26 protein-coding genes and 1 tRNA gene are annotated in these 24,527 nt (G+C 55.7%); 14 read left to right on the plus strand and 13 right to left on the minus strand.

The annotated features are described in order from the left end of the window. Positions 1-21 precede the first annotated feature (21 nt). The 6 genes from ACTF5F_RS09455 (at position 22) to lpxK (ending at position 6,132) form a co-directional block, all read left to right on the plus strand. Entirely contained in the window at positions 22-1,521 is a 1,500-nt protein-coding gene (locus ACTF5F_RS09455) for a DUF2125 domain-containing protein (protein ID WP_438956623.1), read from the plus strand. A 95-nt stretch (positions 1,522-1,616) separates the two neighbouring features. Beyond that, complete coding sequence (locus ACTF5F_RS09460; RefSeq protein ID WP_438956624.1) at positions 1,617-2,963, plus strand: TldD/PmbA family protein; 1,347 nt, start codon at positions 1,617-1,619, stop codon at positions 2,961-2,963. Further along, positions 2,950-3,723, plus strand: coding sequence for a 3'(2'),5'-bisphosphate nucleotidase CysQ (locus tag ACTF5F_RS09465; RefSeq protein ID WP_438956625.1), 774 nt, complete (start codon positions 2,950-2,952; stop codon positions 3,721-3,723). Before ACTF5F_RS09460 ends, ACTF5F_RS09465 begins: the two co-directional genes overlap by 14 nt. A gap of 59 nt (positions 3,724-3,782) precedes the next feature. Further along, a complete protein-coding gene (locus tag ACTF5F_RS09470) occupies positions 3,783-4,025 on the plus strand; it encodes a DUF4170 domain-containing protein (protein WP_438956626.1) in 243 nt (80 codons plus the stop codon). A gap of 15 nt (positions 4,026-4,040) precedes the next feature. Next, positions 4,041-5,165, plus strand: a complete 1,125-nt coding sequence (locus ACTF5F_RS09475; protein ID WP_438956627.1) for a 3-deoxy-D-manno-octulosonic acid transferase — start codon at positions 4,041-4,043, stop codon at positions 5,163-5,165. Continuing rightward, a complete protein-coding gene (lpxK, locus tag ACTF5F_RS09480) occupies positions 5,158-6,132 on the plus strand; it encodes a tetraacyldisaccharide 4'-kinase (RefSeq protein WP_438956628.1) in 975 nt (324 codons plus the stop codon). Before ACTF5F_RS09475 ends, lpxK begins: the two co-directional genes overlap by 8 nt. Here lpxK and ACTF5F_RS09485 read toward each other — a convergent pair. Genes ACTF5F_RS09485 through ACTF5F_RS09495 form a run of 3 tightly spaced genes read right to left on the minus strand, consistent with a single transcriptional unit; the run spans position 6,114 to position 8,422 of the window. Further along, entirely contained in the window at positions 6,114-7,238 is a 1,125-nt protein-coding gene (locus ACTF5F_RS09485; RefSeq protein WP_438956653.1) for a CaiB/BaiF CoA transferase family protein, read from the minus strand. The genes lpxK and ACTF5F_RS09485 overlap by 19 nt on opposite strands. Next, positions 7,235-7,900: a DsbA family protein gene (locus ACTF5F_RS09490; protein WP_438956629.1), complete on the minus strand. Its 666-nt coding sequence runs from the start codon at positions 7,898-7,900 to the stop codon at positions 7,235-7,237. The genes ACTF5F_RS09485 and ACTF5F_RS09490 overlap by 4 nt, the downstream gene beginning before the upstream one ends. 12 nt (positions 7,901-7,912) lie before the next feature. Next, on the minus strand, positions 7,913-8,422 hold the full coding sequence (locus tag ACTF5F_RS09495; protein WP_438956654.1) for a DUF721 domain-containing protein: 510 nt from the start codon (positions 8,420-8,422) through the stop codon (positions 7,913-7,915). Between the two features lie 67 nt (positions 8,423-8,489). On the opposite strand from ACTF5F_RS09495, the gene mutY reads away from it, so the two are divergent. Beyond that, a complete protein-coding gene (mutY, locus tag ACTF5F_RS09500; RefSeq protein ID WP_438956630.1) occupies positions 8,490-9,542 on the plus strand; it encodes an A/G-specific adenine glycosylase in 1,053 nt (350 codons plus the stop codon). 47 nt (positions 9,543-9,589) lie between these two features. Then, positions 9,590-10,732, plus strand: coding sequence for an alkane 1-monooxygenase (locus ACTF5F_RS09505; RefSeq protein WP_438956631.1), 1,143 nt, complete (start codon positions 9,590-9,592; stop codon positions 10,730-10,732). 95 nt (positions 10,733-10,827) lie between these two features. Here the strand turns inward: ACTF5F_RS09505 and ACTF5F_RS09510 are convergent, their stop codons facing one another. The 3 genes from ACTF5F_RS09510 to ACTF5F_RS09520 all read right to left on the minus strand — a co-directional run bounded on the left by ACTF5F_RS09510 (position 10,828) and on the right by ACTF5F_RS09520 (position 13,216). Then, on the minus strand, positions 10,828-11,937 hold the full coding sequence (locus tag ACTF5F_RS09510; RefSeq protein ID WP_438956632.1) for a site-specific DNA-methyltransferase: 1,110 nt from the start codon (positions 11,935-11,937) through the stop codon (positions 10,828-10,830). Positions 11,938-12,025: 88 nt separating this feature from the next. Beyond that, complete coding sequence (locus ACTF5F_RS09515) at positions 12,026-12,703, minus strand: ribonuclease HII (RefSeq protein WP_438956633.1); 678 nt, start codon at positions 12,701-12,703, stop codon at positions 12,026-12,028. 30 nt (positions 12,704-12,733) lie between these two features. Next, positions 12,734-13,216, minus strand: a complete 483-nt coding sequence (locus ACTF5F_RS09520) for a hypothetical protein (RefSeq protein WP_438956634.1) — start codon at positions 13,214-13,216, stop codon at positions 12,734-12,736. A 149-nt stretch (positions 13,217-13,365) separates the two neighbouring features. Between ACTF5F_RS09520 and ACTF5F_RS09525 the strand changes: the two genes are divergently transcribed. Next, positions 13,366-13,647: a hypothetical protein gene (locus ACTF5F_RS09525; RefSeq protein ID WP_438956635.1), complete on the plus strand. Its 282-nt coding sequence runs from the start codon at positions 13,366-13,368 to the stop codon at positions 13,645-13,647. Then, the gene (locus tag ACTF5F_RS09530) at positions 13,604-14,323 is read left to right on the plus strand and encodes a winged helix-turn-helix domain-containing protein (protein ID WP_438956636.1); all 720 of its coding nucleotides are present in this window, start codon (positions 13,604-13,606) and stop codon (positions 14,321-14,323) included. The genes ACTF5F_RS09525 and ACTF5F_RS09530 overlap by 44 nt, the downstream gene beginning before the upstream one ends. Here the strand turns inward: ACTF5F_RS09530 and ACTF5F_RS09535 are convergent. Beyond that, entirely contained in the window at positions 14,307-14,660 is a 354-nt protein-coding gene (locus ACTF5F_RS09535) for a hypothetical protein (RefSeq protein ID WP_438956637.1), read from the minus strand. The two genes, ACTF5F_RS09530 and ACTF5F_RS09535, sit on opposite strands and share 17 nt — an antisense overlap. A 237-nt stretch (positions 14,661-14,897) precedes the next feature. Here ACTF5F_RS09535 and ACTF5F_RS09540 point away from each other — a divergent pair, with 237 nt between their 5' ends. The 3 genes from ACTF5F_RS09540 to ACTF5F_RS09550 are packed head-to-tail and all read left to right on the plus strand — an operon-like array spanning position 14,898 to position 17,831. Beyond that, entirely contained in the window at positions 14,898-15,941 is a 1,044-nt protein-coding gene (locus ACTF5F_RS09540; RefSeq protein WP_438956638.1) for a pyridoxal-phosphate dependent enzyme, read from the plus strand. Continuing rightward, positions 15,934-17,094, plus strand: coding sequence for a M24 family metallopeptidase (locus ACTF5F_RS09545; RefSeq protein ID WP_438956639.1), 1,161 nt, complete (start codon positions 15,934-15,936; stop codon positions 17,092-17,094). The genes ACTF5F_RS09540 and ACTF5F_RS09545 overlap by 8 nt, the downstream gene beginning before the upstream one ends. Continuing rightward, positions 17,094-17,831: a maleate cis-trans isomerase family protein gene (locus ACTF5F_RS09550; RefSeq protein ID WP_438956640.1), complete on the plus strand. Its 738-nt coding sequence runs from the start codon at positions 17,094-17,096 to the stop codon at positions 17,829-17,831. The genes ACTF5F_RS09545 and ACTF5F_RS09550 overlap by 1 nt, the downstream gene beginning before the upstream one ends. Before the next feature lie 15 nt (positions 17,832-17,846). Here the strand turns inward: ACTF5F_RS09550 and ACTF5F_RS09555 are convergent, their stop codons facing one another. The 5 genes from ACTF5F_RS09555 to ACTF5F_RS09575 form a co-directional block, all read right to left on the minus strand. Further along, positions 17,847-18,821: an alcohol dehydrogenase catalytic domain-containing protein gene (locus ACTF5F_RS09555; protein WP_438956641.1), complete on the minus strand. Its 975-nt coding sequence runs from the start codon at positions 18,819-18,821 to the stop codon at positions 17,847-17,849. 8 nt (positions 18,822-18,829) lie between these two features. Further along, positions 18,830-20,137 carry a histidinol dehydrogenase gene (gene hisD, locus ACTF5F_RS09560; RefSeq protein WP_438956642.1) on the minus strand — a complete coding sequence of 436 codons (1,308 nt, stop codon included), beginning with the start codon at positions 20,135-20,137 and terminating at the stop codon, positions 18,830-18,832. A 200-nt stretch (positions 20,138-20,337) separates the two neighbouring features. Then, the gene (locus ACTF5F_RS09565) at positions 20,338-21,357 is read right to left on the minus strand and encodes a siderophore-interacting protein (protein WP_438956643.1); all 1,020 of its coding nucleotides are present in this window, start codon (positions 21,355-21,357) and stop codon (positions 20,338-20,340) included. A gap of 7 nt (positions 21,358-21,364) precedes the next feature. Then, positions 21,365-22,315 carry a hypothetical protein gene (locus tag ACTF5F_RS09570; RefSeq protein ID WP_438956644.1) on the minus strand — a complete coding sequence of 317 codons (951 nt, stop codon included), beginning with the start codon at positions 22,313-22,315 and terminating at the stop codon, positions 21,365-21,367. A gap of 155 nt (positions 22,316-22,470) precedes the next feature. Then, a tRNA-Arg gene (locus tag ACTF5F_RS09575) sits at positions 22,471-22,547 on the minus strand. Positions 22,548-22,669: 122 nt separating this feature from the next. Between ACTF5F_RS09575 and ACTF5F_RS09580 the strand changes: the two genes are divergently transcribed. After that, positions 22,670-24,094, plus strand: coding sequence for a tyrosine-type recombinase/integrase (locus ACTF5F_RS09580; protein WP_438956645.1), 1,425 nt, complete (start codon positions 22,670-22,672; stop codon positions 24,092-24,094). Positions 24,095-24,251: 157 nt separating this feature from the next. Here the strand turns inward: ACTF5F_RS09580 and ACTF5F_RS09585 are convergent. Beyond that, the coding region (locus tag ACTF5F_RS09585; RefSeq protein ID WP_438956646.1) for a pentapeptide repeat-containing protein at positions 24,252-24,527 on the minus strand (276 nt) is incomplete at its 5' end.

Below are 24,527 nucleotides of genomic sequence, written 5' to 3' on the forward strand. Positions count from 1 at the left end.
ATCACCAACAAGGATTTCAGAATGACCTATTTGAACGCCCTTAAAGCTTCCGTTTGCGCCGTTGCGCTGGTCAGCGCAAACACCGCCTTTGCCGACGTGACCGCCGAAGATGTTTGGAACGATTGGAAAGACCAGTTTGAGATTTACGGGGAGGATGGCATTTCCATCGGTAGTAAAAGTGCGGGCGATGGCAAAGTCGTCGTGACCGACCTCACCATGATGTTCGATGATGGTACAACGAAGTCCGAAGGGACAATTGCCTCCATCAAGTTTGAAGAAAACGGGGATGGTACCGTCTCCGTTACGATGACGGAAACCTTACCGATCATGGTGGAAGACCGCTCTGGCGGCAACGTCACCATGACTTTCGAACACAGCGGGTTGGAAATTTTGGTGAGCGGTGATCCTGACGCGATGGATTACGCCATCAACGCCGACCGTTATGCCATCGTCATTGATGAGATCATCCAAGATGGTGAAGTCGTCCAAGGCGACATACGGTTCGTGATGAATGGCCTGAGCGGCAGCTACTCAACAACGATGGGTGAGATGCGCGATATCACCTCTGACCTTGCCGCCACATCTGTCGATGTTTTGGTAGACGTCACTGACCGCTCCACCGATGGGACAATCTTGATAAGCGGCAAGCTCGACGCGCTGGCGTTCACCGCAAATATGTCGTTGCCCGTTGATGGCAGTTTTGAAGACCCCAACGACCTCTTCGTCAACGGTTTCGCGCTTGATGGGGCCTATAGCTATGACAACGCAAACTTCCTGTTCGATGTGAACGACGGGCCGGACACGGCAAATGGCACGGTCAGCACCAGCAGCAGTGATATTGCTGTCGCGATCAATGCAGACAAGATGTCTTACAACGTGGCAACAAACGACATCGCAGCGCAAATGACCGTGCCCGACATGCCATTCCCCGTGAATGTCAACATGGCAAACTACGGCGTTGGGATCGAAATGCCACTTGGCCAGACGGAAGAACCCGCGCCATTCGGCATGAGCTTTGATCTAGTTGACCTGAGCATCAATGATGAGATTTGGATGCTTTTCGATCCAATGGGCCAATTGCCCCGTGATCCGGCAACAATCAGCATGGCGCTGTCTGGCACTGCCAAGCTCTTCTTTGACATTCTGGACCCTGAGCAAGCGGAAGCGATGGAAAACTCTGACCAGCCGGGCGAGCTTTATTCGCTCGACCTTGACCGTTTAAAACTGGTCATTGCAGGCGCGATGTTAACGGGCGATGGCAGCTTCAACCTCGACAACGACTCGCCGTTTGTGGTGCCAGACATGCCACGTCCAGAGGGTCAGGTGACGTTGAACCTGAAGGGCGGTAACAAACTGATTGATACACTCGTCAATATGGGTCTTCTGCCAGAAGATCAGGCAATGGGTGCGCGCATGATGATGGGCATGTTTGCACGCAATGTTGGCGATGATGAGCTGACATCGACCCTTGAAGTGAACAGCGAAGGCCACATTCTGGCGAACGGTCAACGCATTCAGTAAAACGTTTGGCGGCCCCCAAGGTGGGGCCGCTTTACTTGCCAGACTTGCGAGAGACCCCCAAGCGGATTAGGTCACATCCAAGCAAAGGATGATTGATGACCCAGACGCTCCCCGATTTGACACAAGCCTTGATCGACGCCGCCCAAAAGGCGGGCGCGGAAAGCTGCGATGCGATCGCTGTGGAGGGGACATCTCTGTCGATCACAGTCCATGATGGAAAACTGGAAAAGGCGGACCGATCTGAAGGTATCGATATCGGTTTGCGTGTCCTGATCGGGCAAAAGCAGGCGAACGTCTCCTCCTCCGACACGCAGAGCCGAACCATTTCCGAGATGGCCGAGCGCGCTGTGGCAATGGCGAAAGAAGCGCCCGACGACCCACACATCGGCCTTGCCGATCCGTCACAATTCGCGGTGGAGACAGACGCATCCGCACTCGAACTCTTAGACGATAGCGCGGAGCCGGAACCGGCCATACTACAAGACTTGGCATTGGAAGCTGAGGCCAGCGCCCTTGCAGTCGAAGGCGTTACACAAGTCCAGTCGGCGGCGGCAGGCTATGGCAAGCGGCAGGCCTATTTCCAAACCAGCAACGGCTTCGGCGGCGGCTCTGCGCGGAGTGACTTCGGTCTGTCCTGTGTCGCCATCAGCGGCGCAGGGACGGGGATGGAGCGGGACTATGATTTCGACGGGCGCGTGTTTCAGTCAGATTTGTGCAGCGCCGCTGAGATTGGCACACGCGCAGGCGAACGTGCCGTCGCGCGATTGAATGCACGCAAACCAAAGACCGGGGCCTTCCCCGTCTTGTTTGACGAACGGATTGCATCTTCCCTTATCGGGCATCTGTTGGCCGCAACAAATGGCGCTGCCATCGCGCGGGGCGCAAGCTGGGCAATAGACTCGCTCGGCAAACAGGTTTTGCCAAGCCACCTTGACATTATGGAAGACCCGCACAAGAAACGCTCCGGCGCATCGCGTGTCTTTGACGCCGAAGGGCTGCCAACCAAGGCCCGGCACATCGTCACAGATGGCGTCTTGCAGGGCTGGACGCTTGACTTGGCAACCGCGCGCAAGCTTGGGATGGAGAGCACCGCAAACGCCGCCCGGGGGACAAACGGACCACCGCAACCGTCGCTCACCAATGTGCACATGACACAAGGCGACCGGACCCGCGATGACCTGATCGCAGACATGGGCACTGGGCTTTTGGTGACAAACATGATCGGCTCCACCATCAACCCAACCACAGGCGATTATTCACGTGGGGCAAGCGGGTTTTGGGTTGAGAATGGGGAGATCACCTACCCCGTCAACGAATGCACTGTCGCTGGCAACCTCAAAGACATGCTGCTGAACCTCGTGCCCGCCAACGACGCGCAACTGCACCTAAGCCGCGTGGTGCCTTCCCTCCTCATCGAAGGGCTGACACTTGCTGGAGAGTGATCTTACGCTTCTGAAAAAGGTGGCAGCCGAGGCGGGGGAGATCGCACTGCACTATTTCCGTGCGGACCCGAAGGTTTGGGAAAAGTCGGAGAATGCCGGTCCGGTTACAGAGGCCGATCTTGCCGTTAACGCGCATTTTGAGGCGCGTCTCAGGGCCGCCCGCCCCGACTATGGCTGGCTGTCGGAGGAGACGGAGGATGATGCAGCCCGCCTTGCAACCAAGCGCCAATTTATCATCGACCCTATCGATGGCACCCGCGCCTTTATCCAAGGGAATGAGAATTGGGCGATGTCGCTCGCCGTTGTCGAAAATGGGCGCCCCATTACTGCAGTGGTTGAGATGCCGAAGAAAGGCACAACGTTTTATGCAGAGGCGGGTAGAGGTGCCTTCCTCAACGGTGCGCCGATGCGTGTTACCGCCGCCAATACATTGGGTGGGTCGACGGTTTTGACCGCGAAGTTCAATATGGAGCCGCAGTTTTGGGCTGCCGGCAAACCGCCCGGGTTCAACAGGCAGTTCAGATCGTCGCTTGCCTACCGTCTGGCGGCAGTAGCGCATGGCCGCTTTGACGCCATGCTGACATTGCGCCCAACATGGGAATGGGATATCGCGGCCGGATCGCTCATCGTTGAAGAGGCTGGCGGCATGGCCGTCGACCGCTCCGGCCAACCGCATCTCTTTAACCACTCCAAGCCAATGGCTGATGGCATCCTTGCTGGCGGCAAAATCGTGAAGAAGCTCCTGCCAAAGCTTGCTTGAACTTGAGCAAGCCCAAAACACCAACTACCCTCCCCCAAAGTGATTATGAAAGGGACAACATGACCCAACGCTTGCATTTGGTCTTCGGTGGCGAATTAGTCGAGCCAACCAAGAACGTGTTCAAGGACGTCAACGAGATCGACATTGTTAGCATGTTGCCTGACTACGCATCTGCTTACAACGCATGGAAGGCCACTGCGCAGCGGACCGTGGATAATGCACATATGCACTATTACACCGCGCATCTTCACCGCCTGTGGGATGAAGAAGTAGCAGCCTCATCAACAGAAGAATTGGGCTGACCCAAAGACCGCGCGATGCCGCCATCTAAGGATTCTCCAAACCGCAATCGCGCCGCCATTTGGGTCAGGTGCGATGATCCCAGAAAGACGCCGGTCTTGTTGGAGCTGGAGCGTATTATCCAAGCAGAAAATCCCAACATCTGGTTTGAAATCACCACGCCACGCGACAGTGGCGCGTTCATGTGGCACCCGATACGCGCGAAAGAGATCACCAAGTTCTGCGAAACCCTGCGACCCCGATTGGTGCTGTGGGTCGGAGGCGTTTTGGATGCAACGACCCTGACCTGTTGTCAGACCAACGCGATCCTCGTGGCTGTTGTCGATGGCGGCGTCGCAATGCTGCCCAAGGTCGGGCGCGGCTGGTTTCCAGGAAAGACGCGATCATTGCTGACGCAATTGACCCAAGTCTTTGTACGCTCACCCGAAGCGGCTGACAGTCTGATGAAAGCAGGCGTTCACGCGGACCGGATCATCATCTCAGGCTCCCTACAAGCAACGGGGGAGGCGCTTCCTTGCGATGAGGAGGAGCGATACGAGATGGCGCAGAAGATCGGGCCAAGACCCATGTGGCTGGCGGCCCAGTCAGACATCAGTGAGGTGCCCCTCATTCTGAAAGCACATCGAGGGGCAGCACGGCGCTCCCACAGGCTGCTCTGCGTGATTGCCCCTTCGGACGACCCCGCCGCTCAGGTTGAGACGATCAAGGCTGCGGGATTTAGCGTCAGCTCTGCACTTGCGGGTGAACTGCCAACGGATGTGACACAGGTCCATGTAGCTGATCCCGCCGATATCGCGCTTTGGTGCCGTCTTGCGCCGGTCACGTATATTGGGGGAAGCTTGACGACTGCCGCAAGTATTGATCCGTACCACCTTGCGACTGTCGGGTCTGTGGCCATCCACGGCCGGAACATGGGCACATACGCTGCCCACTTTGATAATTTGATGTCGGCAGATGCGACGTTTGTCTGTGACAGCCCTGACATTCTGGGACAAGCCGTCGCGCATTTGCTGTCGGCAGACAAAACAGCGCTCTATGCCCAGCGCGGTTGGGAGGTCACGTCCCAAGGGGCGGAGGTATTGGAACATCTTAGCCGTTTCATTCTGTCCTATATCGACCCAGAACGGTTTGAGCATGCGTGAGCCGTCGTTCTGGTATCAGCTCGCCGGATGGCAGAGCACCCTGCTGGCCCCACTTGGGTGGATCTATGCCGCACTCACGGCACGACGGGTGAAATCGCCGCCAACGCATAGGGCGGCTGTCCCTGTGATTTGTGTGGGCAACATCAATGCCGGTGGCACAGGAAAAACCCCAACTGTCATCGCGTTGTTGGAGCGGCTGACACGCGCTGGCCTCACACCTCAGGTCGTGTCGCGTGGCTATGGTGGGACGGTCGCTGGACCCGTGCAGGTCACATCACATCACAGCGCCGATGAGGTGGGAGATGAGCCACTTCTGATAGCAGCGTTTGGTCCCGTTTGGGTGGCCAAGGACCGGGCTTTGGGCGTCAAAGCGGCGGAGGCATCTGGGGCCGATGTTATCCTCCTCGACGATGGGTTTCAGAACCCAAGCGTGCACAAAGACATCAACATTGTCGTGGTGGAAGGGCGCCGGCAGTTTGGCAACGGGCGTGTCATTCCAGCTGGCCCTTTGCGGGAGACTGTCGCAGCAGGGCTGGCCCGCGCAAATGTGGTGCTTTGCATTGGAGGCGACGGTAAACTTGATCTGCCTGTGGCCATCCCGCAAACCTATGCGACTTTGAAGCCGCTTCAAACGGGGATGACTTGGTCAGGTCTGAGGGTGCTCGCCTTTGCGGGCATTGGCGATCCAAACAAGTTTTTTCGCACGCTACGAGATATGGGAGCGAACCTCATCAAGTCTGAACCGCTAGAAGATCATCAGCCGCTGACGGACGCCTTGATGAAGCGATTAGAACTGGAGGCGAAAACCTTAGTCGCGCAGCTTGTCACGACCGAAAAAGACGCTGTTCGATTGCCCGACAGCTTCCGTCAAAAGGTGCTGACTGTACCTGTCCGGTTGGACGTGAGCGATTGGTCAGCCATCGATAAATTGCTGACCGACGCTGGCCTTCAACTCTCGTCTGAATGACCAGAGCCCAGTTTGGGCGACGGGCGGTTCGCAGACACCTCCGCACCTGAAAAACGGACGGGAAAGCGCACACTTGGCACCCCGTTCAGATCGACTTGCATCCTGCGATGGCGGATTTGCGGGTCGTCGAAAACCTCCCCCATCTTGTTGATCGGTCCTGCAGGAACGCCTGCCGTCTCACAAAGCTCAAGGAGGTCAGCCTTCGAAATCTGGCGGGTGGCACCTGTCAAAAGTTCCGTCACCTCAAACCGATGGGCCAGTCGGTCCTTGTTGGTCTTGAAGCGCTCATCCTGGGGCAGATCGGGCAGCCCCAGAGCAGCGCACAGGCTTTGAAACTGACCGTCATTACCACATGCGATGATGATGTGCCCATCAGCGCAGTCGAACACTTGGTAGGGGACAATGTTGGGGTGTGCATTGCCCAGCCGTTCTGGTGATTGCCCGGTGGCGAGAAAGTTCATCGCTTGGTTTGCCATCGTCGCTGAAGCCACATCTAACAAGGCCACATCAAGATGCTGCCCCTGCCCTGTCCGGTCCCGCTGATGGATCGCGGCCAAGATCGATGTTGCCGCATACATCCCACTGAACACATCCGTCACCGCCACGCCAACTTTTTGTGGTTGCCCTTCAGGCTTACCCGTGACGGACATAAGGCCAGACATTCCTTGAATGATGTAATCATAGCCCGCGCGATGCGCGTAAGGGCCGGTTTGTCCGAAACCGGTGATAGAGCAGTAGACCAGTCGTGGATGATCTTTCTTCAACGCCTCATAATCGAGGCCATATTTGGACAACCCGCCAACCTTGAAATTTTCGATCAAAACATCCGCATCGCGGACCAGGTCGAGCAGCTCCGCGCGCCCCTCATCAGTGCGAAAATCAATGACAACCGATGATTTCCCGCGATTGCAACTGTGGAAATAGGCGGCGGCTTCTTCCCCCTCATGTTCGATGAAAGGCGGGCCCCAGCGCCGTGTGTCGTCGCCAGCGGCGGCTTCAACCTTGATGACCTCCGCACCCAGATCAGCAAGCGTTTGACCCGCCCAAGGGCCGGCCAAAATACGTGCCAGTTCAATGACTTTCAGACCGGCGAGCGGCGTCATCAGCCAGCGAGCTTTTCGTCCAGAATGCGCGCGAAATCGGTGTACGGTATGTTGGCATATTTCTCGCCATCGATCATGAAGCTCGGAGTTGAGTTGATGCCGTCGCGCTCCGCGTTCGCTTGGAACCAGCCGACAAGGCTTTGCGCAAACGCGCCATCGGTCAAGCACGCATCCAGGGACGCTTGGTCCAAGCCTGCGATCTTGCCGATCTTTTGCAGTTCTTGCGAAATCGTTGCCGGATCGCCGGAGGCTGTCCACTCCCGCTGATTTTCATAGATCATATCTGTGATCTCAAAGAAACGTGCCGCATCACCACACCGCGCTACCATAGAGGCCCATAGACCAAAGCGGTCAAAATACACCTCGCGATAAACAAAGCGGACCTTACCGGTATCGATGTAGTTCTGCTTCAACTCTTTGAAGGCGCGATCATGGAACGTCTTACAGTGCGGGCAGGTGTAGGAGGCGTATTCGATGACCTCAATCGGCGCATCATCTGCGCCAAGAACCATATCCTGAATCTCTGTCATGGTCGCTTCTTGCGCATTGGCCATGCCGACAAGCAGGTTTGATCCCGGCTGGCTTTGACCATTTTGCAGGAGCATCCATCCGCCCCCAAGGGCAAGTGTCGCTGCGCCAGCACCAAGAAGTGTTCTGCGTTTCATCCTAACCTCTAATCAGTTGTTCTGTTTTGATATGACATTAGCACCCAGCCGCGCCAAGGCATCCCGCAAATCATTGCTTTCAACCTTTTGTGTAACGGTGCGAGCCCGCGCCTCTGCGTCCGCATCGGGCTCTGTTGGCTTGGTCGGGGCCGGTTCAAACGCAAAGCGACCGTCAGAAAATCCCGTCGGTGCGGTCTGCGTGATCCGCACGCGCGAAATGGCGTTATAGCCGTAGCACCGGTTCACCTTTTCGCGGATCTGTTCTTTTTGCATTTCAACCATCGGCGCCATCGCGCCGGTCGTCAAAATGGTCAGCGTGGCGCCCATGCCACCGCGCCCAAAGCCGATATCGACGGGTTTTGCTGTGGCGGCCACATCCTCCCCCACAATCTCAGACCAGTGGGTTAATAGCCGCGTTTCCGCAAACCCTCGCCCCTCGCTGGCTTTGCGAATGCGGGTCTGCATCAGCGTGACCGCACGAGAGAATCCGTGCGTCGTTCCATTATGGCGTGGTCGGCTCATCATTTTGTATTAGTCTACGACGAAAGACCCGCCAAGCCACTGAAACTCTTTTGAAGGCGAATAAAGATTGCGTGACCAAGCCGAAACCTTGTTGGAGTGGTATGATCGCCATGCACGGGTCATGCCGTGGCGCGTATCACCTGAAGACCGCAAAGCAGGCATTCGCCCTGATCCGTATCACGTCTGGATTTCTGAGATTATGCTGCAACAGACGACCGTGGCAGCGGTGAAGAACTATTTCATCAAGTTCACGACCATTTGGCCGCGTGTTGAGGATTTGGCCACGGCGGAGGATGCGGATGTCATGGCGGCGTGGGCCGGTCTTGGTTACTACGCCCGTGCGCGGAACCTGCTGAAATGCGCACGCGCGGTCGTGGCAGAGCATGATGGCACATTTCCTGCCGATCACGATGCGCTTCTGAAACTGCCGGGGATTGGCCCTTACACTGCTGCTGCGGTCAGCACTATTGCGTTTGATCTGCCGGAGACAGTGCTGGACGGCAACGTCGAACGGGTCATGGCGCGGCGGCATAATGTTGAGACGCCCCTGCCCACGGCCAAGACAGAACTGATGGCTTTGGCGGAGGCGGTCACGCCAAAAAACCGCCCCGGCGACTACGCACAAGCTGTTATGGACCTCGGCGCAACTATCTGCACCCCTCACAACCCCGCCTGCGGCATCTGCCCGTGGCGGGATGGGTGCGAAGGGCGTCTGGCAGGTATAGCGGCAGAGTTGCCGCGTAAGTTGCCAAAGAAGGCAAAGCCAACCCGCTTTGGCATCGCGTACGTCGCACAACGTGACGATGGGTCTTGGCTGTTGGAAACACGGCCAGAGAAGGGCCTGCTGGGCGGTATGTTGGGCTGGCCCGGATCAGACTGGAACGACGACCCGACACCAAACCCACCCTTTGCCGCCGATTGGCAAGAATTGGACGGCGAAGCGCGCCACACCTTTACGCATTTCCATTTGAGGCTCAAAGTGATGGTGTCGGCGGCGCAAGAGACCATTCGCCCAGAAGCCGGCACCTTCATCCCAAAGGATGCGTTCCGCCCGTCCGACTTGCCGACCGTAATGCGCAAGGTTTTCGACCTCGCAGCAGCGACGTTTCGTCATAATTGAGACTTTCCAAGCGTCTGGATATGCTGATGCAAACTAGGAGCGATTAGATGACGTCGATCCCATTGACACCAAACATATCCCGCATGACGAGCGCCGCCCCGTTTTGGCTTTCGATTTTGTTGCTGCCACTTGTCGCGATCAGCGCGGCGAATGGCGGGTGGACGCTCCTGCTGGTGCCACTTGCAACGTGGTATCTTTTCTCAGTCCTTGATGTGATCGTGGGCCACAACAAAGAAAACGCTGATCCGAACACACCGGACGATCAACTGTTCTGGTATCGTGCGATCACGATCATCTGGGCCCCGCTGCAAGTCGCGCTGATCTTCGGTACTATGATCTATGTTTTCGCTACGGGCCATTTGGCGGCGTGGGAGCAATGGGCACTGTTCGTTGGGATCGGGGTGATCTCTGGCGCGATTGGGATCAACTACAGCCACGAATTGATGCACCAGAAACCCACGCTAGAGCGCTGGATGGCTGATATTTTGTTGGCATCCGTCCTTTATTCCCACTTCCGGTCTGAGCATCTGCTGGTACATCACCGCTATGTAGCCACCCCGAAAGACCCTGTCACTGCGCGTTATGGCGAAGGCTTTTGGCGTTATTTCCCGCGTGTCTTGCACCAATGCTATCGGTCCGCGTTCAACGCGGAAAAGGCGATGCTTGCCCGCAAAAAGCTGCCTTGGACCTACAGCAGCAATCCATTTTGGCGGTACTGGGCCTTGCAAGGTGGTTTTCTGATTTGTGCCGCTGGCCTTGGCGGATGGTGGGGCGTCTTCCTGTTCGCAACGCAGGCCTTCATAGCCATCTTCCATTTGGAATTGGTCAACTACATCGAACATTATGGCCTGACCCGCAAACACCTTGGGGAAGGCAAGTATGAGCATGTTCAGCCGCACCATTCCTGGAACGCATCACACAGAGCCACAAACTGGTTGCTGATCAATTTGCAGCGCCATTCGGATCATCATTACAAGCCTGACCGTCGCTTTCCGTTGTTGCAAAACTACGAAGATGACCAAGCCCCACAACTCCCATTCGGCTACACCGTGATGACGCTCATCGCGCTGTCACCGACGTTGTGGCGCAAAGTCATGAACCCCAAGGTCCGAACGTGGCGAGAGAAGTATTATCCAGAAATTGAGGATTGGACACCCTATAAGACAGCGACCAACGCAATGCCGCGTTAAGAAAAAACCCCGCCACGAAGGGCGGGGTAAAGTTACGTGCGTTTGATCCAGCTGCATAGCAAATGAACTTCTCGCACCGGCGGTATTCGTAAAATCTAGTGTTTGGCCATCTCCGCGCGTATCTGCTGGCGCAGCAGATCAATCGGCACCTTTTGCCCATCGCGTTTGAATTGCCAGTATGTCCAGCCATTGCAGCTTGGCGCACCTTCCAGATGGGCACCAACCTGATGAATTGATCCTTTGATGTCGTCCCCGATGAGCGTGCCATCAGCGCGGACTTTCGCCTTGTGACGACCGTTCTGGGACCAAAGCTCTTCCCCTGGGCGCAACATTCCACGCTCGACCAGGACACCAAAGGCGACGCGCGGTTCTGCGCGTTTGGATTGGGTGACCTCCAACGCTTCTTTGTCAAACTTGCGGATTTTTGACAGGCGTTTGGCGGCAACCTTACGATAGGCCTCTTCTCGTTCAATCCCAATGAAATCACGGCCCAGCATCTTGGCAACAGAACCCGTTGTACCCGTGCCAAAGAACGGATCAAGGATCACATCACCCGGATTGGTCGACCCAACCAGCACGCGATGCAGCAGACTTTCTGGCTTTTGGGTCGGATGCGCCTTGTCGCCGTTCTCGTCCTTCAGGCGCTCGTGACCTGTACAAATCGGTAGCACCCAGTCGGAACGCATCTGCACACCTTCGTTCAATGCCTTGAGGGCTTCATAGTTGAACGTGTATTTACTGGCTTCTTCTTTTGAAGCCCAAATCAACGTCTCATGCGCGTTGGTGAACCGCTTGCCACGAAAGTTGGGCATCGGGTTTGACTTGCGCCACACCACGTCATTCAAAATCCAGAACCCTTGGTTCTGCAATTCGGCGCCCATTCGGAAGACGTTGTGATAGCTGCCGATCACCCAGATGGCGCCGTTTGGCTTTAAGAGGCGTCGCGCCGCAGCGAGCCAGTCTTTCGTGAACCGATCGTAAATCTTAAAGCTGTCGAACTGATCCCAATCATTATCGACCGCATCCACCTTGGAATTGTCTGGGCGGTGCAAGTCACCGCGCAGCTGGAGGTTATAGGGAGGATCGGCAAAGATCAGGTCGATGGACTCAGCCGGAAGGCTGTTCATGACCTCAATACAGTCACCGTCAAGTATCTGATTAAGCGGTAGCGTCGCAGGCTTTGCCGCCTTCGTTTTTGTTGTCATATCTTGCCTCTGTCCCGGCGGCTTTTGCCGCTCGTTGTTTGATCCCAATGTGAGTCAGAGGCGATTCGCTGTAAATAACTTTATTGAATCAATTAGTTACATTTTTCGCTTGATACAAGATATTGTGTACCGGTGCGAAACTACGCCTATGATGTGGAGTGACACCGTGGCTTTTGAGTCCCGCTTTGTGTTCTTTCGTCGGGTAACCTGCGTTTCTGTCCCAGCCATAGCCAGGATGCTGTTGCGCCAAATCCACCATCAGGCGGTCGCGCCAAACTTTTGCCACAATTGATGCCGCTGCAATCGACAAGGACCGTCCATCGCCTTTGACCAAAGTCGCAGATGGCAGGTTCATGCCGCGTGGGATCATGGTGCCGTCGATCAGAAGGTAATCCGCCGGCGACGTTAGCCCTGCCACCGCGCGCTCCATCGCGATATGCGACGCCCGAAGAATGTTGTATTCGTCAATCTCTTCGACCGAGGCGGAGGCGATAGAGACATCCGCCACCTCCAACAATTCTCCATAAAGCGCATCGCGCCGCTTCGCGCTCAGTTTCTTGCTGTCGTTCAACCCGTCCGGGATGTTTTCAGGATCTAGCACGGCTGCGGCAGCAACAACTGGCCCAGCCAACGGCCCCCTCCCCACTTCATCCACGCCTGCGACACGCAGAAAGCCGCGCTGTTGCGCGGCGAACTCAAACTCGAACGAGGGCTTGGCGACGGTCATGCCACCAGTGAACAGACATCCGCCCGCGTCGCAAGTCATTGCGCGCGGGCGGCCCCAGATACCGCGACCTTAGTGACGGCGGAAACGGTATCCTTCTTGGCGCAGGCAGCGTGGATCAAAGCCGCGCACCGGACCATGATCAGTGTAGAGACGCACGGCACACTGGCGCGGCAAGTAACGCATGCGCACGTCATTGCGGCGCAGGCAACGGCGATCAACAACACGGTGTTCGCCGAAGCGTGTCGAAACATGGGTCACGCAATAGCGTGGCAAGACCTCCGAACGGAAGACATCATTGCGTGTATTGTTTGAGCGGCGCGGTTCGCTGCGTGGCACACGCTGCGTTTGTTCGTTGGTGTAGGTGTTGCGTGTCGCGGGCTCCCGAAGATCATTACGGTTGTTGTTGATCGCGGCACTCAGCGTCGCCGTCGCGACCAGCCCGAACAGAATTTTGCCAATGTCATCTTGTGACAGACCGCCAGCGCGGACAGGTTGAGCGCTTGCAAGTGTCAGGGACAGCGCGGTGATCCCAGCGATTAGTGCATTGTACATCGTGTTTCCTTTCCACGTATGGAGGTGATGGAAACACCGTCGCCCAAGGGTCAAATGCTACTCAATAACAGGGGATGGTTATGCGCTAGCAGCCGCGATAACATCATGCGTTATTGAATAACGCTCAAGCCAAAGGTCAAAGTGATGGCATGAAACACCTACTTTCTTTTTCCCTCGCTCTCGGGCTGAGCGCCAGCATGGTAAATGCAGCCTGCTACGCCGACTATAAGGCCAAGCAAGAGGATCCACTGCGCCTGCACTACGGCGTTGCGCAGATTGATGGCGAATGTTCTGTCGGAGCAGCCCAACAGGAGCTGCCAGGCAAGCTGGCTTCAGACGGCTGGACGTTGCTCAATGTCCTGAGCGTTTTTGACGACGCAGGTTTGGATGAAAGAAAGGAAAGCGCAGGTGACTACTTCCTCCGCTACTGAAGCGCGCGAGATCGGCAACCGGATCGTGATTGGCGGCGTGATCGCCATCGTCGTGATCTTGCTGATAGCGGCGGCCCTGCTCTTTTTGAACCTGCCCGATGCGAATGCGTTCAACGCGCGGGTCGAACGGCTCTTTATTGAGAATGATACCCTAACCGGAAATGCGGAGATCAAGCTCCTTGAAATCCTTGCCCAGTCCGGCACGGCGTTTTCTGATACGCTGTCGTCCTATCGTTTCGTCATTTTCGTCTTGCTGGTGTTCGCGACCGCGCTGCTGATTGCGGCTATCGCGTTCCTTGTCATGCTCATCGCTCTGAATCGGCGGATGAGCCGGATTGAGCGGCAGGGGATTGCAGTGAACTCACTCACCATCAGTCGCGATGAAAAGGCAGTTTATCTGAACGACTTCGAATTCAAGCTGACAGAGGCGGCTATTGAGACACTGTCTGTCCTAGCCGAAGCACGAATGGACGATGAAGTTCTAACAGGGGCCGAGATTGAAGGTGTCATCTCTGGCCGCAGTGCCGCAGATTGCGATGAAGCCGCAGGTGCAACTCGCATCAAGCGTCTGCGCGATTCGCTGGGCAATCAAATGATGAGCGAACTTCTGGTCAAGAACATCGCCCGCAAGGGCTATGTCCTCGCCATCGATAAGGACGTTATACGGATGTTATGAACTGGGGTCCGGCGGCCTGTAGGAAGTACAGATCGACCCGACGCCAAAAGTGCAGCAGGTGCAACGTCTTTGCGTTGCTGCGTCCCATCACTTCAATCGCCATAACATCAGCCGCAACCAAAGAGGCCAGCCGATAGCCAGTGTTGGCCGCATCAGCGTTCTTGATAGAAACGCCTTCCAGCTCCGTCGCGGCAGAGGTCAGCGCAAAACTCACGCTCAACGCAGACTGCGCGGGCCAGTCTTCGGCCAGATCCCGTACCAATGATTGGATTCTGTTTTCGTCACCGCTTGCAAGCGCTGCGACTGAATAGGCGATCATATGATCTAGGTCGCTCATCCACATACTCATAACACCAAAAAGTACAGCACTCTCCAGTGTGCCTTATTTTCGCCGTAAGGCAAATCAGGGGTCAATTCCATTGGAACGACTGTTCCACACAATGCACCTAGTCTTTCAAAAAATTTTATGCAGGGCGCGACTAAGCGACGTTGAACTGGGGAAGAGTGTCGCAAACCACCAGCGCCAGCGGCGCAGTGTGTTAAGCTGTGCCATCGAAAGAGGGAGGCGGGCGCAATGCCGAAAGCAATCAAGAACACATGGCGCGGAATTGGTTTGTCGCTCAACGCCCCGATGCCTTGCGATGACAACGCAGGTGCGGCCAAGCTGTTGGGCCAATGTCCGGCCTATGCGCCAACGCCGCTGACCTCGGTGCCGGAGCTTGCAGATCGGCTGGGGGTTGCCTCTGTTCTGATGAAGGATGAACGGGCGCGCATGGGGTTAGGAAGTTTCAAGGCCCTTGGCGCGGCTCACGCCATAGCGCGGGAAGCGGCAGCGACCAAGCCAGATGATTGGTCCACGGCTTTGGCGGGCCGCACCTTTGCCACGGCAAGTGCTGGCAATCACGGGATCTCCGTCGCTGCAGGCGCGCGGATCTTTGGGGCGCAAGCTGTGATTTACCTGTCCAAAACCGTGCCGGAGCCCTTTGCGCAGCGATTGCGCAAGATGGGGGCGGAGGTTGTCCGCGCTGGATCGCAATATGAAGAAAGTATGGACGCGGCCCTAAAAGCAGCGGAGGAGAGCGGTTGGACGCTGCTCTCCGACAGCTCTTGGGACGGCTATACCGATCTGCCCTACCGTGTAATGGAGGGGTACCTTCAGCTTGCCGCAGAAACTGCGGATGAGATGGATCAGGCGCCAACCCACATCATGCTGCAGGCAGGTGTTGGGGGGCTCGCCGCCGCCATTGCAGCCTATGCCCGTCGTCGCTGGGGCGATACGCCGGAGATCATCGTCGTCGAACCCGAAGCAGCCCCTGCCCTGATGGAAAGCATCCGCGCAGGTGAATTGGTGGAGAGCACGGGTCCCGTCTCCTCCATGGGTCGGCTTGATTGCAAAACGGCGTCTTTGATTGCTCTCAACGGATTGGCGCGGGATGCGGATCAATTTGTCATTATCAACGAGGATGAAGCCGAAGAGGCGATGCCGATCCTCGCTAGCATGGGATTGGAAACCACGCCGTCAGGCGGGGCTGGACTGACAGCGTTACTGGCCGGATTGCCGTTACCGGAAGATGCGCGGGTCTGGGCGATCCTTAGCGAAGGCCCAGAAGATGCCTGATAGGTCGCTGATCTTTCCCAGCGATGAATTCCGTGGACGGATTGCCCAATTTCAGGCGCGGATGGCGGCGGCGAGGTTGGATGCGCTGTTGCTCACGTCGCCCGCAGATATCTTCTACGCCACCGGTTTTCTCACTCGCTTTTGGGAAAGCCCAGCGCGTCCTTGGTTTCTGATTGCTCCTACTAAAGGAGAGCCGGTCGCCGTCATCCCCTCCATCGGGGCGGATCTGATGTCGCGCACATGGATTGACGACATCCGCACATGGGACGCCCCAAATCCGAATGATGACGGCGTGACCCTCCTGGCCGACACGCTGTGCGGGCTTTGCCCAAGCGGCGGGCGCATTGGGCTTCCGATGGGGTTGGAGACGCACCTACGGATGCCGCTTGCGGACTATGAACGGGTTGGTGAGGCCATCGGGGACCGCACCTTCGCCGATGCAACAGACTGCGTGCAGCGAGTGCGGGAGATCAAATCAGAAGCAGAGATTGAGAAAATGAGGGCAACCTGCATCATTGCAGGAAACACCTTTGACCGCGTGCCGGAGTTTGCCGGCGCTGGACAAACGCTCGACGCGGCCTTCCGCGCGTTTCAGATGGTTTGCTTGGCCGAAGGCGCGGATTGGGTCAGCTACGTCGCGGGCGCGGCGGGGCCGGATGGCTATGGCGACGTCATCTCCCCCGCGGATACGCGGCCGATGCAGGACGGCGACATTTTGATGCTGGACACAGGCGCGACGAAAGATGGCTACTTTTGCGACTTTGATCGGAACTACGCCATTGGCATCGCCTCTGACGCCGCCCGCAAATGTTATGACGCGCTTTGGCAGGCGACTGACGACGCCCTGCGCGATCTGCGCCCCGGCCACCGCTCAAGTGACATTCACAAGATGCTTAGCGACGGATTGCGGCAGCGTGGTGCTGAACCGGTCAGGGGCCGATTGGGGCACGGTCTGGGCGTGACACTCACCGAATGGCCCTCTGCTACTCCACTCGATGATACGGAATTGCGCGCGGGTATGGTCCTGACGCTTGAACCTGGGGCCATTATCGGACCGGGCAGGATGATGGTGCATGAAGAAAACATCCTGCTCAGGGAAGACGGGCCGGAGCTTTTGTCCCCCCGCGCCGCGCCAGAGCTCCCGATCCTCTGATGGTCAAGCATTTTGCATATGACCTTCTTGATGATCCACGCCCGACGGTGGGTCTGATAGTTTTGCAGGCGGACGAAACCATCGAAAGCGATTTTCACAAGCTTTTCTCGCCTGAAGCTGTACGCTTGCATGTCAACCGCATCCAATCCGGTCGTGAACTGACACCAGACAGCATTCACGAGATGGCGCGTGACCTGCCACGTGCAGCGGGTCTTTTTCCCGACGGGCTACGCTTTGACGTCGTGGGTTATGCCTGCACCTCAGGCACGACGCTGATTGGAGAGGATAAGGTCGAAACACTTGTGCGTAGGACCTGCGCAGCAAAGGCCGTCACCAATCCTTTGACGGCGGCGCTGGCTACCTTCAAAGTCCTCGGGCTCTCACGGATCGGGATCGTCTCACCCTATGTCGAAACTGTTGCCGAACCCTTGAGGCAAGCGTTTGAGAGCGGCGGGATTAAAGTCCCTAACACCTTATCCTTTGGCGAAGAAGTTGAACGCAACGTGGCGCGTATTTCGCCCCACTCTTTGACACGCGCGAGTCAGATCATCGCAGCGGAAACTCACGTCGACGGTATTTTCCTATCCTGCACCAATCTAAAAACCCTTGGTGTAATCGAAGATTTGGAAGCGGAGCTGGGCCTACCCGTCATCAGTTCGAACACTGCCCTAGCATGGCACATGGCCCGGCGCGCACATGCAACGGTTGAGGGGCCGGGGAAACTCTTTCGCAGCTAGAAGGGCTTAAGCCGTCTAAGGCTTCAGAATAATTTTGGGGGCGGCGACCCGCCCTGCCCGAATGTCTTGGAACGCTGCGGCGCCATCAGCCAAGGATCGCACCTCGGTCCACTCACAATCGCCCAACCGACCGTCGAACAGGGCGTGCGCCGTATCGACAAAATCCTGCGCCGTGTAGGTGTATGTCCCGATCACGGTGATCTCTTGCAAGGTGATGCGGCGGATATCGAGTCCGCCGTCACTGTCCCCCAGCCCAACATGGGCAATCACGCCCCCAGGCCGAACACAAGCGCTCGCCGACGCGCGCGTGACAGCAAACCCAACCGCATCAATGACGATGGCGGGGGAGCCGTCCGCTGAAGACACGGCGGATTGCCCACAGTGATCCACAAGAAACGCACGCCGCGCGTCATTTGGCTCCACTATTGTGACCTCATCCGCGCCCTGCGCTTGCAACGCCAATGCAGCAGCCAGCCCAATGGCGCCGCCACCAATCACTAAGGCCGTTTTGTCCATGGACGGATGTAGAGCTTCCAAGGCCAGACGCGCCGCGTGCCAGCTCACTGCCAACGGTTCAACGAGCGAGGCTTTCTCGAACGACACATGATCCGGCACTGTCACCAGATTGCGGTCTGGCATTGCCACCATATCAGCGAATGCGCCCTGTCGTGGCGGCATTGAGATGATCTGCCGCTCTGAGCAAAGGTTTTCGCGGCCCGCGTGGCAGGCATCACAAGCATAGCAGCTGACCAAAGGATTGATCGTGACCCGCTCACCATCGCGTGGCCCACCAACAATCGTGCCCGCCGCCTCATGACCCAAGATCAAAGGCGCAGGGCGTCGGTCGTCATGGCCCAGATAGGCGTGCATGTCTGATCCGCAAATCCCAACGGCTGAGACGCGGATCAACTGTTCACCCTCGCCCGCAACTGCGTCAGCCGCTTCTTGATAGTCGAGCGATTCAACACCGGTGTAGACGAGCGCTTTCATGGCGGGCTTTATTCGACCGCTGACAGGTCGAAGTTCTCACCCGGGAAATATTTTGCCAAACGTACGTCCGCCGACCGCGCATGTCCTTCCATGCCTTCCAACCGGCTGATCCGAGCGGTCGCAATCGCCACCTCTTTCGATGCAACTTGTGTCGCGCGCTGCCATGTGACGATCTTCATGTACTTGTGCACGCTCAAACCACCTGTGTAGTTGGCCGCTCCAGATGTTGGCAGCACGTGGTTTGTGCCAGACGCCTTGTCACCGTAAGCCACAGTCGTTTCTTCACCAAGGAAGAGCGAGCCGTAGCATGTGAGACGCTCCAGCCACCAATCGATATCTTCGGCTTGCACTGTCAAATGCTCCGGCGCGTATTCGTCAGAGGTTGCAGCCATAACCTCGCGATCCTCACAAAGGATCACTTCCGCATAGTCGCGCCACGCAGCACGCGCATTGTCAGCATTCATTTCTGGCAAGTCATCGATCAGCGCAGGTACACGGTTCATGACGTCTTCCGCCAACGCGCGATCGTCTGTCACCAGCCATACGGGGGAGTTATATCCATGCTCCGCCTGACTAACCAAGTCTGTCGCAACGATATGCGGATCAGCTGTTTTGTCAGCAAGGATCAGACTGTCCGTTGGGCCAGCAATCATGTCGATCCCGACGCGCCCAAAGAGGATGCGCTTGGCTTCAGCAACAAACTGGTTGCCCGGACCAACAAGGATGTTCGCCTTTGGCAGACCGAAAAGGCCAAACGTCATCGCAGCAACGCCCTGCACGCCGCCCATTGCCATGATCTTGTCGGCGCCGCAGATGTGAGCGGCATAAACGATGGCTGGCGCAACACCGACACCCGGACGCGGTGGTGAGCAAGCAGTGATATGCTTGCATCCAGCAACTTTCGCTGTCGTCACCGTCATGATCGCGGACGCGATGTGGCTGTACCGTCCGCCCGGAACATAGCAACCTGCGGCATCGACGGGGATTGCCTTTTGGCCAGCCACAAAGCCTGATGAAATTTCCATTTCCACATCAGCGACGGTGCTTTTCTGCAGTTCCGCAAAACGCTTTACGTTGTCATGGGCAAAGCGGATATCTGCCTTCAGCTTTTCAGGCACCTTGGCAATCGCCGCCTCAATCTCCTCCTTAGTCAGAAGGATGTTGCCCTCGTACCCATCGAATTTCGCTGCATATTCCAGCGCGCTTGTGTCCCCACCAGCTTCGATATCATCTAGGATGCTCTTCACCGTCTCCGACACATCGGACGCATTTGACTGCGCGGTGAGTGTTGCCTTCTTCAGGTAGGTTCGGGTCATGAACTAATGCCTCGCATATGGATCGCACTAAGCCTTCATTGTTAGGCCGATCGTTAAGAAAAGATGGTCCGAAACTAAAGGGCGTGCCAATTGACCTGCAAGATGTTTCCAGACTTCGGCACACCTTTGGAGAAATTCAGGAATAGACTTTCAGGAAAACCAAAAACGCGCGAGGCTTCACCAAATCTTGTTGGCCAACGTCATGAGGCGAAACCATCTCTGCCCCAAAACGATGCACAATAGGTAGTATGCTTATGACGCGCTTTGAACGTGGCCGTTTGACGAAGGTCCGAAATGACCTCCGTCCCCGCTGCAATCCAAAGATATCGATCCGCCGACGCAGCCATCGCAGTTTCGACAGCGCTGAAGAACTTATCCTGTGAAACCCAATCAACCGAAATGCCTGTGCGTGTTGGTATGGGATAGGTCGGTGTCCCGTCGGCAGAGCAAAGCAAAACCTGACCAGTGACCGCCTCTGGAAGTTCCTCTATGATCCGCGCAATTGCCGGAAACGCCGCAGCATCGCCACACAGCAAAACCTTTGACTGGTTTAGCGTGCCCGCACCCGCCGGCCCCAAGATCGCCAGCGCATCGCCCGGTTTGCACTCTTGCGCCCAAGCCGACAAACGCCCACCCGCATGCAACAGAACATCCATATCGATTTCATCATCGCGGCGGTGCCGGACGGTGTAAACCGGCCGATGTAGCGCATGTGCGCCCTGCGGCCAGACCGTTGCCCCGTTGGCGGCAAGACGGGGCCAGATGGGATCAACCCCGTTGTACAAGGGCAGAACGACGCGAAAATGGATCGCGTCATCCTCAAACAACTGCGGATTCGGCAGCTTTAATGTGACTCTTCTAAACATCGGACCCAAAGGCGCACTGTGCAGCACGGTTGCGATCTGAAAGTTTGGCGGCAATGCACCAGCCTCAACATCATCGGACCACGTCAAAGCCGCCGCCGTTTCAGGCAGCGTGCCCGCCAGCAGTCTGACAAGACTGTCGCGCAATTCATAACAGGTTTTTTCATCTGGGCAGTCCAGCAGAAGCCCGACACCAGTGGGGTCATCCGTCAAACTGATGCGGCCATTCGGTGTCAGAAACTCCGTACTATCACTATCGTCTCTTGCGAACGGCACGGCAAGGTCCGCGCAAAACTGCGCCGCCAAAGCGGTGAGCGCTGGATAACTCACACCCACGATTGTCGTCGAAACCTTCATGCGGCCATCAATACGCCAATCTCACCCCTCTGCCATCAGAAACAACATGGCCCAGCAAGGTGTCTTGCAGGAACACATTAAGCGCGTATTGGGCCACGTCATTCCCGGAGTAGCCGGGACGTATAACCGTTACAGCTACATGGCTGAAAAGGCTAATGCGTTGGAAGCGCGGAAACTTGTGTTGATGAAATACCTGCCATGACTTTCTGTGGTAGCAGCCGGCCAAACCTTTCAGCAATTCAGCCTCTTTGGCTTTGCCCGCTTCTCGCGCCTTCTCAACCTCCTGAAGGTATTTCAACCAACGGCCAGAGGAGAACCAATTGTCGGAGAAGCACACCTTGGAGCGGGTGAAGCCTTCGCTCTCGGTCGCATAGGCCCGCACGGCGTCCTCGAGGTCTTTGGCGTCCACTCCGTCGGCCAGCGCCAGGCGGATTTGCGAGATACAAACCGCTTTGCCGCGAGCGCGATCCTCGGGATAGGCGGACAAAATCTTTTCTGAAATCTCATCCTCCACCGCTACCTTCGCGTGCGAAGGATTTGGTTTTTGATATGGTTTATATCTGTTCTTATAGGATTTGCCCTCAGGGGCAGATGGCTTGCCCTCAGGGGCAAATGCATCGTTTTCCCTTTCGGTCGGATCGATTTGCCCATTTGGGCAAATGGAGTTGCCCAGGGCATACCAGCAGGTCCGATCATAGCGATCGTCGCTGAAATTGCCCTTGATGATCAGCTCCGCACTGACCAGCTTTTCGAACGCGGTTCGGATCTGCTTCTCGCTCAGATAGGGGAACAACTCACCAAAGGCCGAGATCGAATTGTAGGTCCAATACCGCCCGTCTCGAAGGTTGCGGCGATTGGCTTGGTTCTTCTCGATCCAGAAGGTGATGTTCTGGAAAATCACCGCTGCATTGAGACCGACACGTCCCGCGATTTCGGGATCAAAGCTATGGCGGCTCATGATTGGCCCCCGAAATACGTACAAACGTGCGAATTTTGTACAGGTTTTGTACGAGAAATCGCCCGTTTCAGCCGATTTCGCCGCGAAAGCTCACGGGACTTTTTGCAAGCTTCTGCACAAAGCTTTGAAAATAATTCATATTTTTCAAGTGTTTTTGGCGACCCCGGCAGGATTCGAACCTGCAACCTGCCCCTTAGGAGGGGGCTGCTCTATCCAGTTGAGCCACGGGGCCTCTAACCTCTTAGTGACTGTAAATAAACGAATTTTTTTAAGATAACAAGTAAAAATCGCTTAAATTATTGACATTTTTACGTCAAATTTAGTACAGGAAAATTAGATAATTGGTACAGATCAATGAAGCAAAACATCCCATATCTTACAAAATCACCTAAGACTGGGAGGTATGGCTATCGACGTTGGTTGTCCTCTGAACTCAAGCCTTTCTTCCCCAAGAACGGGAACGAATACAAAGTCTCGTTCAAGACCAAAGATTTTAACGAAGCCTTTGTGAAGTTGACGGCTTTGAACAAGTGGTTCGACACACTTGAAGCGATGGCCGACGGAACAGCTGATTATCAAACAGGCGGTGAGAAGTTAACTGCTGCCAAGGCTATCGTTGAACAAGTATTTCTTGATCCTGCTTTAGAGGAGGCAAACCTAAAGGAATGGGAAGACAACGATGCCAAACTTCTCAACCGTGAATGGGCGCAAGATATTCTTGAAGATAAGGGCTTGATGGTGAAAAGCCATGACGGATGGGTGACCAACCGTAATGTAAACGAGGCAGACCCCCTTGAACTTGCCGCCGTCATGACGCTGCAAGGAAAAGAAGATTGGGACTTCACGACGACCCTGCAAGACGTGCTGAACAATTATCTGCAAGGAAATCTTGAGAAGTCGAGATCAACGCAACAGGATGCCAAGGTAAAACGGGCAGTTCCAAGATTGTTTGAGCGCTTCGCTGCTCATTTGCAGTACGGATTAAGGACAGACATGGAGAAGCTGGAACGTTATCAAGTCAAGGATATATGTGCGGAACTCTGGCCCAATCCTAGCACCAGAAAACGGAACCTTGCTCTGTTTACAGCTGCAATCAATGCGTGGAACCTTGAGTATCCGAAGAAGCCTTTAGCGAATATCTTTGCGGGTCTGGTCACTGGCGATGCTGCATCTCAAGCAGCAAAAGAACGTAGACCATTTACTCCAGAAGAAGAACGTCTGTATCGGAATGCTCTGCTTCAATCAGACGATAAAGAACTAAGCATCCTAGGGCATCTGATGCTTTATTGCGGCTGTCCAAATGGCGAAGCCCTGTCTTTAGCTCTGCAAGACATTAAACTTCACGACGATGTGCCTTACCTTCGCATCAAACCAGCATTTAAAGGCAAAGATCGTTTAGCACGTGCTGTCCCGTTAGTTGGAGAGTTTCTAACCACCCTAACTGAATACTCTGCAACACTTGAAAACGAAGGAACGATGCTCTTTCCACGTCTATCTAGAATGGATAGCGCTGACGTATCAAAGCGACTTAGTCGATGTATTACCAATCTGAGGTCAAACGATCCTCGACTCTTGTCGCCCTACTCTGCACGTCACACGTTTATGGACAGATACCGTGCAGCTGGCGTCCCGTCAGAGATTGGTAAGTATCTGGCTGGTCACAAAGACAAAGATTCCAACCGTGTTCATGACAGTTACGGTACAAACCGCCCCCCAAGTCAGCTGGTTCAACATATGAAGGCAATTACTGACGTGTGTAAGTGGGGCCATTTCGAGTAGGATTACAGAGTATTACAGAATTTCCTCATAAAAACAGTTAGTTAGATGTATTTATCCATGCTTTCAAGGCGTTAAACGTGAGCCAAACTCGTAAGGTGTCTATCACCGCATCGAAGTCATAAAGAAAAACTCCGATCATTCCTTGCTCGCACTGCGGTCAGCACCCGCTGTAGATGACTGAATCGTCTGGCATCCTTGTGTTGCAGAGGATTGCGTTTTTCATAGCCGTCCACGCCAGATTAGCATTCCACAGGCTAGCACCACTCAGATCAGCTTGCTCCAAATTAGCACCACTCAGATCAGCATAACCAAAAAATGCACCCTCAAGATCAGCGCCAAACAGATCAGCACCACTCAGATCAGCACCACCCAGATCAGTGTCCGTCAGGTTAGCAGCGCCAAACAGATAAACACCTAACAGACGATTACCCCC

The sequence above is a fragment of the Cognatiyoonia sp. genome, from assembly GCF_965661665.1.
In the GTDB taxonomy this organism is placed as follows: Bacteria; Pseudomonadota; Alphaproteobacteria; order Rhodobacterales; family Rhodobacteraceae; genus Cognatiyoonia.